The sequence below is a fragment of the Iningainema tapete BLCC-T55 genome, from assembly GCF_014698965.1.
Taxonomy (GTDB): domain Bacteria; phylum Cyanobacteriota; class Cyanobacteriia; order Cyanobacteriales; family Nostocaceae; genus Iningainema; species Iningainema tapete.
Map to the genome: position 1 here is coordinate 23,802 of NZ_JACXAE010000048.1, position 15,438 is coordinate 39,239.

The 15,438-nt window shown below is 43.3% G+C and carries 5 protein-coding genes; 3 read left to right on the forward strand and 2 right to left on the reverse strand.

Annotated features, from left to right (window positions below):
- The first annotated feature begins 62 nt into the window (after window positions 1-62).
- Window positions 63-7,235, forward strand: a complete 7,173-nt coding sequence (locus tag ICL16_RS12860; RefSeq protein WP_190828122.1) for a non-ribosomal peptide synthetase — start codon at window positions 63-65, stop codon at window positions 7,233-7,235.
- Window positions 7,236-7,415: 180 nt separating this feature from the next.
- Complete coding sequence (locus tag ICL16_RS12865; protein ID WP_190828124.1) at window positions 7,416-8,702, forward strand: MFS transporter; 1,287 nt, start codon at window positions 7,416-7,418, stop codon at window positions 8,700-8,702.
- A gap of 132 nt (window positions 8,703-8,834) precedes the next feature.
- Here the strand turns inward: ICL16_RS12865 and ICL16_RS12870 are convergent, their stop codons facing one another.
- The gene (locus ICL16_RS12870) at window positions 8,835-10,112 is read right to left on the reverse strand and encodes a serpin family protein (RefSeq protein ID WP_190828126.1); all 1,278 of its coding nucleotides are present in this window, start codon (window positions 10,110-10,112) and stop codon (window positions 8,835-8,837) included.
- Window positions 10,113-10,414: 302 nt separating this feature from the next.
- On the opposite strand from ICL16_RS12870, the gene ICL16_RS12875 reads away from it, so the two are divergent.
- Window positions 10,415-11,410: a DUF932 domain-containing protein gene (locus ICL16_RS12875; RefSeq protein WP_190828128.1), complete on the forward strand. Its 996-nt coding sequence runs from the start codon at window positions 10,415-10,417 to the stop codon at window positions 11,408-11,410.
- Between the two features lie 236 nt (window positions 11,411-11,646).
- On the opposite strand, the gene ICL16_RS12880 is transcribed toward ICL16_RS12875, so the two are convergent.
- Entirely contained in the window at window positions 11,647-15,264 is a 3,618-nt protein-coding gene (locus ICL16_RS12880; RefSeq protein WP_190828130.1) for a WD40 domain-containing protein, read from the reverse strand.
- Between the last annotated feature and the right edge of the window lie 174 nt (window positions 15,265-15,438).

Here is a 15,438-nt window from a genome sequence, read left to right on the forward strand (position 1 = left end):
TTCCTTTATAAAAACAGGTGGCTTAATGCCGCCTGTCAAATTTTACTACTCAACTAAATTCCATGATTTCATCTTTTAACCAAACCAAAATCTCAGTTGTCCAACAACCAGGACAATCTCTTCATAACTATACAGATAAGCAAGAATTGCAAGAACGGCAGCTCGATTACTGGAAACAACAGTTAGCTTCAGCAATGCCGCTATTGGAATTACCAACAGATTATCCTCGTCCGCCGATTCAAACTTTCTCTAGTGCGATTCAAGAATTTAAACTCAACTCAAATTTAACTGCACAACTCAAAATCTTGAGCCAACAATCAAAAACTAGTTTGTTTGAGATATTGCTGGCAACTTTTGCGGTCTTACTCCATCGTTACAGCGGTCAGGATGATATTTGTATTGGTTCCCCGTTTACTAACTATAAAGATGGCTTTTTTGTTAATACTTTAGTGTTGCGTAATCAAATTAAAGAGAATTCTACTTTCTCGGATTTTCTTAACCAAGTGCAATATGTTGTCTTAGATGCCCACGCACATCAAGATGTTCCTTTTGAGCAAGTGGTAGAAGCTTTACAACTAGAACCATCTCCCAGCTACCATCCTCTGTGTCAAGTAATGTTTGTTCTACAGGATTCCACGCTGGATATGACTCCACAGGTGAAACAGGGTACGCCTCAGTTTGATTTAAGTCTATCAATGTGGGAGACAACAACGGGATTAATGGGATCGTGGGAATATAACAGCGACCTGTTTAATGATGCTACCATCGCTCGCACGATCGGACATTTCCAAACTTTACTAGAAGCGATCGCCACCAATCCAGAACAGGAGATTTCTCAACTGCCGCTATTGACTCAACCCGAACGCCATCAGTTACTCTTTGATTGGAACAACACCCAAGCTGAGTATCCCCAGGATAAATGTATCCATCAGTTGTTTGAGGAACAGGTGGAGCGATCGCCCGACGCCATAGCGGTAGTGTTTGGAGAGGAACAACTCACCTATCGAGAACTGAATGCAAAAGCGAATCAACTAGCACATTACCTGCAAAACTTAGGTGTAGGACCAGAAGTGTTAGTTGGTATTTGTGTAGAGCGCTCTCTAGAAATGCTAATCGGTCTTTTCGGTATCCTTAAAGCAGGCGGTGCTTACGTTCCCCTCGATCCCACTTATCCGCCCGATCGCTTAGCCTTGATGCTCGAAGATAGTTCGGCGTCAGTGCTGCTTACCCAGTCGAAGTTGGTTGAGAAGCTGTTGACAAATTCTACATCTGTTGTCTGCATAGACTCTAACTGGGAAAAAATTTCTTTCCACAGCGAAGATAATCCTTCAACTGAAGTGAAGCCAGAAAACCTTGCTTACGTTATCTACACATCAGGGTCTACCGGAAAACCCAAAGGAGTTTTAATTCAACACAAGTCGCTAGTAAATTATACAACAGCGGCGATCGCTCTTTATGAGATCGACAAGTGCGATCGTTTTTTACAATTCTCCTCAATTAGTTTTGATGTGAGTGCAGAAGAAATCTATACCACCTTGACATCTGGTGCAATGCTTGTTTTGCGTACTGATGCCATGCTAGATTCTATTAGTATATTTTGCCACAAATGCATTGAGGAAAAAATCACCGTCCTGGCAATACCAACAGCATATTGGCACGAACTCACCGTTTTCTTAAGTCAAGAAAAGTTTGCTCTTCCTCCATCATTACGTTTGGTAATTATTGGCGGGGAAAAAGCCTTAACCGAACGATGGAAAACTTGGCAGGAGTGTGTCGGGCAAGTACGTTTGGTGAACAATTACGGTCCCACAGAAGCTACTATAGGAGCAACAATTTACGATTTATCAGCAGCTAAAACATCAGCACTGATTGGTCGTCCGATTTACAATCTTCAAACCTACATATTAGATCGGTATCAACAACCTGTACCTATAGGCGTTCCCGGAGAATTATACATTGGTGGAGATGGACTAGCAAGAGGCTACCTTAACCGACCCGATTTAACTGATGAAAAGTTTATTCCCAATCCCTTTTGTAATCAACCCGGTTCTCGCCTCTATAAAACCGGAGACTTAGTTCGTTATTTACCAGATGGAAACATCGAATTTCTTGGTCGCATCGATCACCAAGTAAAAATACGGGGCTTCCGGATCGAACTTGGAGAAATTGAAGCGGTACTAAGCCAACATCCTGATGTCAGGGAAACTGTGGTGATTGCCAGAGAAAACATTGCAGGTGGTAAGCAATTAGTGGCTTATGTTGTCCCGCATCAACAAGCAGCACTCACAAATAGTGATTTGCGCCGTTTCTTAAAAGAGCAACTGCCAGAGTACATGGTGCCAAGTGCTTTTGTTGTCCTGGAGTCCTTGCCCATCACACCCAATGGTAAAGTAGATCGCAAATCATTGCCAGCACCAGAAATACGTCTCGAACTAGAACAATCTTTTGTCGCTCCTCGCACTCTTATTGAAGAGGTGCTGGCGGGAATTTGGGTTGAAGTGCTGAAAGTCGAACGAGTTGGCATTCACGACAACTTCTTGGAATTAGGCGGACATTCTTTGCTTGCCATCCAGGTTATTTCTCGTATGCGCGACATATTGGGGGTAGAGTTTCCTCTGCGCTCTCTGTTTGAAGCGCCTACAGTAATTGAACTGGCACAGTATGTAGAGACTCAACAACAAAATCCCAAATTGCTTCCACCCATCCAACCCGTTGAGCGAACCCAGAACCTGCCTTTATCTTTTGGGCAAGAACAGATGTGGTTAGTCGATCAACTTGTGTCGAATATTCCTGTTTATAACGAACCTTCAACTATTCGGCTGCCGGAGAATGTTAACGTAGCAGCCCTGGAAAAAGCTCTGAATGAAATTGTCCAGCGTCACGAAATACTAAGGACGACATATTATACCATTGATGGGCAACCAATGCAAGTGATCGCTCCATCCTTGACCATACCACTTCCAGTAGTAGACCTGCGATCGCTTGCAACTTCAGAGCGAGAGGTTGAAGCTTTGCGACTGGCAACACTTGAAGCGCGGCAAAGATTCGATCTCACCACAGGACCATTGTTGCGAACTACTTTAATGCAGTTAGACGAAACAGATTACAGGTTATTCCTGACCTCACACCACATTATAGACGATGGCGTTTCCTCTTTTAGTATTTTCCTTCCCGAACTGCAAACCCTTTATCAAGCCTTTTGTGCTGGCAAACCCTCACCGCTAAAAGAAGTCCCGATTCAGTATGCAGACTTTGCTGTGTGGCAACGTCAATGTCTGCAATCAGAGGTACTGGAACCACAAATTGCTTACTGGAAGCAGCAGCTAGCTGACCTGCCCGTGCTAGAATTGCCCACATCCCGCCCACAACGCCAATCCTATGCCGGATCTCGTCAGTGTCTAGCGCTATCAAGAAACTTGAGCGACGAGTTATTGGCACTCTCACGGCGTGAAGGCGTGACGCTTTTTATGACGCTGTTAGCAGCATTCAAAACATTGCTGTACCGCTACACAGGATCTGATGACATTCCTGTAGGTACTGTAATCGGCAGCCGCAATCGACCTGAACTTGAAGGAACGCTTGGGTTTTTCCTCAACACTCTCGTGCTGCGTACAGATTTATCGGGAAATATCAGTTTCCAACAGCTATTAGAGCGGGTACGGGAAGTTACTTTAGAAGCAGACGCTCACCGTGACTTGCCATTTGAACAGCTAGTGCAAATACTGCAACCAGAAAGATCTTTGAGTCGTAACCCCCTGTTCCAGGTTTCCTTTGTTCTCGAACCTCAGATGCCTGCCCTTGATTCTGGTTGGCACATGAGTCAGTTGGATGTGGATACTGGTACGGCTAAGTTCGATCTGACTATGGAATTAGATGAAAGACCAGAAGGTATTATTGGCAGGATTGAGTACAGTACTGATTTGTTCGAGGATAGTACAATTTCTCGCATGATTGAGCATTTCCAGACTCTATTAGAAGGAATTGTTGCTAATCCGCAAACGCTAATTTCCGAGTTGCCGTTGTTGACAGAAGTAGAGCGACAGTTATTAGTGGAGTGGAATAACACTACTAAAGATTATGCTCAAGATAAATGTATCCATCAGTTATTTGAAGAGCAAGTTGAGAGAGCGCCTGACTCAGTGGCAGTGGTATTTGAAAACGAACAACTGACTTATCGAGAATTGAACGCCAGAGCAAATCAGTTGGCACACTACCTGCGCTCTCTGGGTGTAGAACCAGATGTTTTGGTAGGCATCTGTGTAGAACGTTCCTTTGAGATGATTATCGGACTTTTAGGTATACTCAAAGCGGGTGGTGCTTATGTTCCCATCGATCCCGCCTACCCTTCTGAGCGCATCGCTTATATGCTTGATGATTCACAACTGCCAGTTTTACTAACTCAACAAAAACTAGTTGACTCTTTACCACATCAAGCAAAGGTTGTCTGCTTGGATGCTGATTGGGAAGAAATCTCAGCAATGCCCGAACTTCCTCCCATCACTGATGTGACATCTGAGAACTTAGCTTATGTGATTTATACTTCCGGCTCAACCGGAAAGCCGAAAGGAGTTCTTGTCGCTCACCAAGGATTATGCAACTTAGCGCAGGCACAAATCAAGCGGTTTGATGTGCAGCCAGACAGTCGCCTTCTCCAGTTTATTTCTTTTAGTTTTGATGCCGCAGTTGGGGAAATTTTTACGGCTATTTGTGCGGGAGCTACACTTTGTTTAGGAACGAGGGAGGAATTGCAACCAGGACAACCTTTAGTGCGACTGTTACAGAAGCAGGAGATTACTCATCTGACTTTAGTACCGTCAGCACTTGCTGCTCTACCGATGCAAGAGTTACCAGCTTTGCAGGCGATCGTTGTTGGCGGAGAGCCTTGTCCTCCTTCTTTGGTTACGCAATGGGCAAAGCAACGTCGTTTCTTTAATGCTTACGGACCAACTGAATCCACTGTTTGTGCTACAGTTGCACAATGCTTTGAAGGTATGGAAGTGTTGCCAATTGGTCGTCCACTTGACAATACCCAAATCTATATTCTCGATCGCAATCTCCAACCCCAACCCATTGGTATTCCTGGGGAGTTGTACATTAGTAGTGTAGGATTAGCACGGGGATATCTCAACCGACCTGATTTAACTGAAGCGAAATTTATTCCCAATCCCTTCGGAAGAGGCGGGGGAGCAGAGGGGCAGGGGAGCAGAGGAGAATCCTCTAATTTTGAACGTCTCTATAAAACTGGGGATTTGGCACGTTATTTACCAGACGGTAACATTGAATTCCTCGGACGCATTGATAACCAAGTAAAAATACGGGGCTTCCGGATCGAATTAGGAGAAATTGAAGCGTTACTAAGTCAGCATTCTGGGGTGAGAGAAGCTGTGGCGATCGCCAGAGACAACATTGCCGGGGACAAACAATTAGTAGCTTATATCGTCCCACATCAGCAAGGAACACTGACAACAAATGACTTGCGCCGCTTCCTCAAAGCGCAAATACCTGATTACATGATACCGAGTGCTTTTGTTATGTTAGAAGCACTACCGCTGACACCCAATGGTAAAATAGATCGTCGCGCATTACCTGCACCCGACTTGCAAAAAGAACTAGAACAATCTTTTGTCGCCCCTCGCACTGCAACTGAGGAAATGCTAGCGGACATTTGGGCTGAGGTACTGAAAATTGAGCAAGTGGGCGTTGAAGACAACTTCTTTTCCTTGGGAGGACATTCGCTCCTAGTCACCTCTGTTATGTCTCGCATTCAGGAAGTCTTTGCGATCGAACTTCCCCTGCGCCATCTATTTGAAGCACCCACCATCGCTTCATTAAGCCAGGTGATAGAAACTGCTAGTTCTGGGTTCATTGATAGTATAACTGCCCTACCTCCACTTGTACCCACAACGCGAGATACGCACATACCTCTATCTTTTGCTCAAGAGTATATATGGTATTTAGAGCAATTAAATCCTGATAGCTCCATCTGCAACAGTGGTGTTCCTCTACGTTTCAAAGGCGAACTTTCTCCAGAGGTGGTAGAGAAGAGCATCAATGAGATTATCCGTCGTCACGAAATTTTACGTACTACCTTTACCGTCCAAAACGGTCAACCTATGCAAGTCATTGCCCCATCCTTAACCCTACCGTTAAAGATAGTAGACTTACAAGATCTACCTGCTACTGAGAGAGAAGCTTGTGCGCAAAGAATTGTTGCTGAAGAATTCGAGTACCACTTTGATCTAGCGAATGGTCCTTTAATCAAGACAACCTTGCTGCGGTTATCTCCCCTAGAACATTGGTTGTTAATACCGATGCACCATATTATAACAGATGGTTGGTCAATCGGCATCTTTCTCCAGGAGTTAGAAACCTTAGTGAGCGCTTTCTCTGTTGAATCTAGCTCAGAGGGAGCCACTGCACTAAAACCGCTACCCGAAGTACTACTCCAGTACGCAGACTTTACTCTCTGGGAGCAAAAGCGGTTGAACGAAGAAGTACTAGAAAAGCAACTACATTATTGGCTGCAAAAACTGACGGATAATCCACAAGATGTCTCACTTTCTAAGCAGCTACAACCTACTACCGACAGCAGACAAGCATCTTTCTATTCTTTCGTTCTGCCCAAAAATCTGGTTGCATCAATGGAAACTCTCAGCCGTGCGCAAAGAGTTACCACCTACGTCATCATCCTTACTGCTCTAAAAATACTCTTGTTCAAATGGAGTGGACAAAATGAAATTCTCATAGTGACTACAACTGGTAATCGCAGTACACCAGAAGTGGAAAGAATGCTCGGTTGTTTTATCAACGACGTTATTTTGCGCTCAGTTCTCTCTAACTCTCAAACAGGACTGACTCTTTTAGAGCAGGTGAAAGAAACAGTTAATGAAGCCATCAATAATAAAGAGGTTCCTGTACAAAAAGTCGTTGAAGCTGTGGGAAGCAAAAGAGAACTTACTCTCTTGGCAAACGTTACTATGGAGCCGCCCATACAGGAAGGGATGTCAAACTGGGAAATTCTACCCGTTCAACCTAGATGTGAACTGTGGGATGAAGAGGTTCCTCTAGAACTTTCTGTTTCTTCTCCATCTGAAGATTCTCAAACCATCGAAATTTCTCTGGTGTACAGTACAGAATTGTTCACTCATGAAACCATAGAACACCTGTTTAATTATTATCAGGAAATTCTACAGAAGCTTGTTGAATATCCCGAAACTAAGCTTTCTGAATTTTAAGACAGATAACCCCACCCTGCCCTCCCCTTAACAAGGGGAGGGTTGGGGAGGGGTTTTATCCATGTGTTACATTCTTTTTTCAAATCGCTATAAATTGTGTTTTCGCTCAGCCTAGAGCGTAAAGTTGCATAAATTCGGTCTAATCTCCATTAACTACTATAGTATAGTTATGCGATTCGTATGTTCCCCAAAATACGTGTTTTTCTTCTCGTTTGGTTCGGACAACTGGTATCTTTAACCGGATCGGGTTTGACTAGCTTTGCATTAGGAGTGTGGGTATACCAAAGCACTGGTTCAGTTACCCAATTCTCTCTGATTTTACTATTTGCCGTGGTGCCCGGTATAGTGATTTCTCCTGTTGCTGGTACATTGGTAGACCGTTGGAATCGCCGCTGGTGTATGATTGTTTCGGACTCTGGCTCGGGTTTAACTACAGTAGCGATCGCCCTATTACTCGCCACTGGCAATCTAGAAATTTGGCATCTCTATCTAACGGTTGGCTTCAGTTCTGTCTTTAGAGCCTTTCAATTACCAGCCTACACTGCTTCTACGTCTTTGTTAGTCCCGAAAGAATTCCTATCTCGCGCCAGTGGCATGGTTCAGTCAGCAGAAGCAACTGCCCAACTCATCTCACCTTTGCTAGCAGGAGTCTTGATTGGAATTGTCAAGCTTCCTGGTGTAATTTTAATTGACTTTATCACCTTCTTGTTTGCCCTGACAACTTTATTACTCGTTCGCTTTCCTAAAGCTAAGAAAGCTAGTGTTCCAACTCGGAATTCTTTCTGGCGTGAGGCGATTGAAGGCTGGACTTATATTGCCGTTCGCCCTGGACTTTTAGTGCTGCTAATTGTATTCGCCATCAATAACTTTGTTTTAGGATTGATTGATGTCTTGTTCACACCACTGGTACTTTCTTTTACTTCAGTTGCTGTTTTGGGAATCATTCAGTCCATCGGTGGCGTGGGGATGCTACTAGGCAGCATAGTTATGAGTGTTTGGGGAGGACCTAAACCTTTAATCCGTGGCGTATTTGGTTTCGCGTTACTTAGTCAGCTGTGTATTTTAGCATTTGGACTACGCCATAACGCTGAACTTTTCGCCCTAGCTAATTTCTTGTTTTTCTTCAGCTTGCCTTTCGTCAATGGCTATTGCGATGCCATTTTACTCCGAAAAGTTTCTCCCGATATTCAAGGTCGAGTTTTTGCCACAATCAATATAATTAGTTGGTCATGTATCCCCTTAGCTTATATTTTTGCAGGGCCTCTAGCCGACAGAATTTTCGAGCCTTTAATGGCAGCTAACGGTTTCTTAGCCGGAAGCATCGGACAAATCATTGGCATAGGACCAGGTCGTGGTATTAGTCTACTATTTATTGTGATGGAAGTGCTGGTGATACTGGTAACTTTTGTCGCTTACCAATATCCTCGCTTGCGGTTAGTTGAAGATGAATTGCCAGACGTCATTTAGCAGTCCTAAATGATTTGTAAAAACAAATCTTTCTTTTCTTCTCCTGTCGGAGACGCTGCGCGATCGGGTCGCGTCCCGAAGGGAAGGCGTTCTTGGCGTCTTGGCGGTTCATAACTCAATTAGGATTGCTATTTAACGTGACTGTGGGTTTTCAATTGAACCCATAAACAAAACAGTTTTTGTCCGATTATCTCGAATAGCACAGAAAAAGGGGCGATCAACAATCATCCTAAACGGCTGTTTTTCGATGATTACCGATGTAGCCCTGATGCCTATTGAGGTAACTGCAGCTGCTTCAGTACCTTCTTCATTCACCTCAACAAAAGTTTTATGCTTAACTTCGCTAATAGCAAGATCTTCAGCGATCGCAGAAAAATTTGCATTGTCGCTAAAAGCTACTTGCATACCTAAAGCTTTCAAAGCGTCATTAAGTGTAACGCTGTACTCCATTTTAAAGCGGGGTAAACGAATGAATCCTTTGTTCTTACTAAACTGAGTCATCCATTTTTCCCAATTTTGCGCATTCAAGTTTTGATAAAAGTCTTTTAAGTTCGAGTTTTGTTGAGGCAAAAAGATATAAAAGCTCAATCTGCCATCACCATAAGGTAGACTAACTGCCTGAAATTGTTCGTTTTCATAATACCTATATTCCCCAGATTGTGACATCATGGGATGCTGTATTTCTGCGCCAGAGGATAGATAAAATGGGTAATCTGCTGAAAGTTGTTTATCAAATTTCTCTGCCCAACTACCTTTGAAGTAGATGGCATTGATCAGAAATAGCCGCTCATCGGGGCTAATCTGTTCTATAATTTTGTTTATCTTCCCGTTTGTATTTTCACTTACCCAGTTATTGATTGTACTGGGAGCGGTTGGATCGTTAAAGTCTAGATTACTTACTTTTGCTTTGTAGAAATCTTGAGTTCTCTGAATAAATTCAGGATTTAAAGTAAAATTTTGTTTCACCCACAGCGAGTTCGCAATATTTAGTTGTACCGACTCTTCAGGATTTTCTAACAACTCTGTTAATGCCTTGTTAGAGGTGTTGATTTGCTCCAAACTTATCCCTTGCAACTCCAAAGTTTGAGCCATTGCTGCTTGGGTAGAGCCACTCGCTCCGTTGTAAGTCATCGCCAGGGCTAGAGCCACACTTGAAGGTGAAATAAAAATGTTGTTGTCGCTATTTTTTTTGAGGATTTCTAAAAACAGGTTGAAGCCAAACTTATTATTAGATGCGACAATTGTATCAGTATTCACTGGTGGTAATACCTGATTTTCTATACTATGTAAAGGAGATTGAGCATGTGCTAGAGTGCTACTTCCCTGTCGTACCAATACACTCATAAAAACAAAGCTAGCAGCCGCCAGAAAGTAGCGTCTGCTCCAACGAACTCCGTAACGGCGATGCATAAAAATTTCTCAATATAATAAAAACCTGCTCTATTATACTCGTTTAAGCGACGAAATATTGTAAATTATTGTATCGAAAATGACACTAAGTAAACAACAAGATCCCCGACTTCTTTAAGAAGTCGGGGATCTGAGCCTCAATCGTGTTTGTAAATCAAAATAGCACATGCTTTTTGCATTTTTCTAAAATTAGGATTGCTATATGACCATAAATATGATATAATGTTATTCCCAGTCAAAGTAAAAGAATTCAGTTAGCAACGCCTCTGAGTAATCTTTTCTTCACACAGGAGGGTTTGGTCATGTCACACCAATTTGAATCTGGATTTTTTGTAGCTAAAGCTGCATGGCACGGTTTAGGCACAGTATTAGATAGTCCCCCGACTACTGCACAAGCAATAGTTAAAGCAGGGCTAGACTGGCAGGTGATAGAAGAACCCATAGTGCGTTTGGGAGAAGGTACAACAGAGGCGGCTGTGTGCAAGAAGCTAATTCGCGATCGCGATCGCCAACTGTTAGGAACAGTCAAGCACGACTATGTACCCTTGCAAAACTCTGAAGCCTTCCAATGGTTTGATCCCTTAATTAATCAAGGAAAAGTCAACCTGGAAGCAGCAGGTAGTCTACAGCAAGGTAAGAGAATTTGGGTACTAGCAAGAATTGAGAATACTGAAGCAGCCATCCTTCCCAATGATTGGGTACGTCCTTACTTACTGTTACATAATTCTCATGATGGCTCAACAGCCGTGTGGATTCAATTCACCCCCATTCGCGTCGTCTGCTGGAACACATTAAGCGGAGCAGCAGCAAATCGCTTCGGGGATTTATGGCAAAAAAAAGCAATCTGCATACCTCATAGTATAGATTTGCAAGATCAACTAGCACGAGTTCAGGATCTAGTTGATTTAACAAAGCGGGAGTTTCAGTGCAGCGTCGAAGAGTATCAAGCGATGGCAAATCAGGAACTTAACAGCGAACTTTTAGCAACCTACATGGGAATGGTTTTGCGCACTCCAAATCCAACTTTGCATCCAGATTGGCATCAACTCTTTGCTAACTTTGAAAGTGGAATTGGCAACAAAGGCAAGACGCTGTGGGATGCATACAACGCAGTTACTGAATGGTTAGATCATCACAGAGGAACATCACTGCAAGAGCGATTGGAGTCTACCTGGTTTGGAGCTAATGCCCGACTACGTAATAGAGCGCATCAGGTTGCATTAAATTTGATTAAGAGTTCTGTCAGCGATGCACAATTATATAGTAGTCATGCCATAAGAAGACAGGCAATCGTTTAGGCGCTAGGAAACTTTATTTTTGATCCTCACGCAAAGACGCGAAAAAAAGCTTTGCGTCTTTGCGTGAGGTTTTCATATCAAGAAAATATAAAGCCACACTGTAAGAAACAGTATGGCTTTGGTTAAGTATAGTTATTGTCAGTATAATTGGTTAGCTATATAGAACTACAACTTCAATCTGGAATATTCCGGATTCTCACTAAATAATTTTGTGATAGTTTCATAACTATCATTGATTACTTCTTGCATACAGAACGATCGCTCTCGCTCAAATCTACATTCGTCCGCAGGTAATCCCGCACCCAATTACAAGCATACGCCACCGGATCTAGCTTGAGAATCTGCTGGGTATTCCAGATAATGAGCGTATTGTCATCACCAGCCGAAGCAATAAAACTACCGTCAGGGCTGATGGCAACTCCCCGAACTGCAGCGCTATGTCCAATCAAGTTTTTCACCATTGTGCCATCTCGGCGCCAAAGTTTGACGGTATTGTCTCCACTTGCTGAAGCAATAAACTTACCATCAGAACTCAACGCCACTTTCAATACTGTACTAGTATGACCAGTAAGGGTTTTGTATGGGGTAGTTTCAAACTCACTCGTGCGAACGCTGCGCTTCCATAGCTTAACTGTATTATCTCCTGCTCCTAAAGCAATGGTACTACCGTCAGAACTAAAAGCGACTGCGATCGCCCCTGCTTTATTACCATTGAGAGTTTTGTATGGACTACTTTCAAACCCACCCGTACCGCGCTTCCACAACTTAACTGTATTGTCCTCGCTAGCTGAAGCAATAATTTGACCATCAGGACTAAACGCCACTCCCCAAACTACGCTACTATGTCCTTTAAGAGTCGTCAGCAGTTTACCATCGTTGACTCTCCACAGCTTAACTGTATTATCCCCAGAAGCTGTAGCAATCAACCCCCCTTCGGTTGGGGGGTTTGGACTAAACGCCACGGCAAAAACAGCAGCGTCATGTCCGCGTAACGTTTGCAGTAATGTTCCGTCTTTGCGCCACAGTTTGACTGTTTGGTCGAGGCTTCCTGTGGCAATCAACCCCCCTTCGCCCCCCGAAATTCGGGGGGTTGGGGGGGTTGGACTAAACGCCACTGCAAAAACTGGCGCGTCATGTCCGCGAAGTGTTCGCAGTAATGTTCCGTCTCGCCGCCAGAGTTTGACTGTTTGGTCGAGATTGGCAGTGGCGAGCGCCAAATTGTCGGGACTGATTGCCACTGACCTAATTGATCCACTTCCGGCGGTGAGGGTAGTCTGTAACTGATTTTCTGGTTTCCATATTCTGACGATGTTTTCCATCCCTGTTGAAGCAATAAAACTACCGTCAGGACTGATGGCAATTCTGTGAACTGAAGATCTATGCCCTCTTAGTGTCAAAAGCTCTGTGCCGTTGATGTTCCAGAGTTTAATGGTTTTGTCTGCACTTCCTGAGACTATTTTTTGACCATCTTTGCTAAAAGCTACTGCCAACACCCCATCACTGTGTCCTTCCAAGGTCTTTTCTAGATTTCCCTTGAGGTTCCAGATTTTAATAGTATTGTCTCGGCTTGCCGAAGCTAATCTTTGACCATCTGGGCTGAAGGCTATTTGATATATTATAGCACCATGTCCCACCCATGTCAATCTCTCTGTACCATTAATATTCCAAAATTTAATGGATTTTCCACTTGCCGCTGCAATGGTTTGACTGTTCGGGCTAAAAAGCACGCTGACAACCATTGCCGATGCTTTCAAAGTTTTATAAGGACGAGCAAATCTGCCGTTATTATTGAGAAGCCAAATTTTAACAGTTCTATCGTAATTTCCGGTGGCGAGGAACTTGCCATCGTTGCTAAAAGCAATAGTTACAACTGCCGACATATCTCCTTTGAGAGTTGTAAGTAAAGTGCCGTCAATTCGCCAAAGTTTGACTGTACCATCAACATGACCCGAAGCGAACATTTGACCATCAGGACTAAATTTTACTGCGCGAACTTTCAAGCTATCTTCATTTAGAGTTCTCAGTAGCTGACCATCTTTATGCCAAAGTTTGATTGTACCATCCACAGATGCAGAAACAATCAACCCCCCTTCGCCCCCCGAAATTCGGGGGGTTGGGGGGTTGGGGCTGACATCTAATGCCCAAATGTCAGCTTTATGCCCTGATAAGTGATTGGACTCAACTGCTCCATAAACTGCTGGCAAAAGTGCTGACGAAATCTCGCTGTGGATATCTGCATTAACTCCATCAAGTTGTTGCAGTTTCTTTTGTGCCGCCAGGGCTTTTACTAATGCATCCAATCTTTGATTCGAGGCAAAGAGTGCTTCTGACTGAGATGCGATCGCCTGAATTTCTTTTTTTGTCGCATCTTGTTTGCTGGCTATGACTTTTTGGTACTGCGAAAAACTTGTTACCGCCCATCCCAGAGCAAGCACAAACTTGAGCGTCATGCCAAAGATGAAAAATTTTAGCAGTCCATTAACTTTTCGCTCTTGAACCAGTCTTTTTTGCTGTTCTAGGAGTCGGGCTTCTACTTCAACTGCTCGTTGAGCTTCTAGACGGATTTCTACTTCTTGACGATCTAATTCTTCGCTTTTGGCTAAAAACTGATAATCCAAGTTACTCAAACTTTTGCCATTCGACCAAATTTGCGCATCTCTCAACGCTTGTCCCCGCAAAAGTCGCGATTCATCTGTCTGCTTTGAAGCTACCCAAGCATCAAAAGCTTGAGAGTAAGGACGCACAGAAGCAAGTTGTTTTTCTACCCACTCTAGGTTAAATACTTCTTGATAAATCCGGTTTCTTACCTTCAATATACCCTGCTGTTTCACCACCAACCCAGAAAGTAACAGTTCTATCTGTTCGTGACTTTCATCACATAGTACAGTCACACCTTGTAAAATTTGCTGATAGATGCTTAAGCTGCAGTTGGGGCTTTGCTTCTGACTGGTGAGGCGATTGCTGATTGTCCGCAAATGCTCTGGCTCATCCTGAGATTCCCAATTTTCAATCAAACGTGACATTACCACACTCTCCACCCAAAATGCCTCTGTCCCTGGAGGTATAGTGAGAACCCCACTCATAGCTTCTTTACTATAATTTTGCACCAACTGACAAAGTTTTTGAGTCAGAAATGGTTGCCCCCCCGTCCAAGCTAATATCTCTTGTAATAATGTTTGTTCGTTGCCTTGTTTTATTTGTAAACCTTTTGCCAAGATTAGGGCTTCACTCAATTGAAAACCCCGAATTTCTATTGCTTTGCCAATATTAAACGGCGTGCGCATTTTATCAGCAATTAAATCTGATGGCGTTGCCACCCCAAATATGGCAAAAGTAACGCGGTTATACTTAGGGTCAATTGCCCGTTGGTTATAGCAAAAACGAATCAGCGCAAAAAAGTCATCTACTGGGAAATCTAAACCGAGAATACTATCAACTTCATCAATCAATATAAACAGTTTTTCGTCAGGAAATTGACTTAATACAAGAGCAATAAACCGACTCAATCTTTGAAGTAAAGAGAGATCGGAGTGCTGTTCCCACCAGTTCTTTAAATTAATTTTTCCTAAAAGATCGAAACCTATCCATATATCTGCTGCAACTCCCTTGTACCACTGAGTTGGAGTAATGTGTTCACTGCCAATCTGAGTCAGATCAACTGTGGTACATTTAAACCCGTCTTGTTGCATGCGTAAGCGAGTTCTTACCAGCAGTGACGATTTACCCATTTGCCTGGAGTTAAGGGCGTAGCAAAATTCTCCCCGCTTTAATGCCTCATACAGTTCTACGTCCGCATCTCGCTCCACATAGCTGGGAGCATCACTGCTTAAACTACCGCCAATATGGTATTTCATCGATTATTAGGACTAGGGGCTTTTAGCCCTTTTTGACTAAATTGTAACAAAATTTAGTCAAATCTGGGTTAATATTGACACTTGTAGCTCCAATCACATCAAAACTTTTAGATTATACTCTTGCCATTGACAGATGTGAGACGAGAGCAAAGGCAGTTATTTTCATAGCAAACT

What these genes read in the sequence shown, in the direction of transcription:
- ICL16_RS12860 (WP_190828122.1), top strand. Translation starts at nt 63, where the DNA reads ATGATTTCATCTTTTAACCAAACCAAAATCTCAGTTGTCCAACAACCA.
- ICL16_RS12875 (WP_190828128.1), top strand. Translation starts at nt 10,415, where the DNA reads ATGTCACACCAATTTGAATCTGGATTTTTTGTAGCTAAAGCTGCATGG.
- ICL16_RS12870 (WP_190828126.1), bottom strand. Translation starts at nt 10,112, where the DNA reads ATGCATCGCCGTTACGGAGTTCGTTGGAGCAGACGCTACTTTCTGGCG.
- ICL16_RS12865 (WP_190828124.1), top strand. Translation starts at nt 7,416, where the DNA reads ATGTTCCCCAAAATACGTGTTTTTCTTCTCGTTTGGTTCGGACAACTG.
- ICL16_RS12880 (WP_190828130.1), bottom strand. Translation starts at nt 15,264, where the DNA reads ATGAAATACCATATTGGCGGTAGTTTAAGCAGTGATGCTCCCAGCTAT.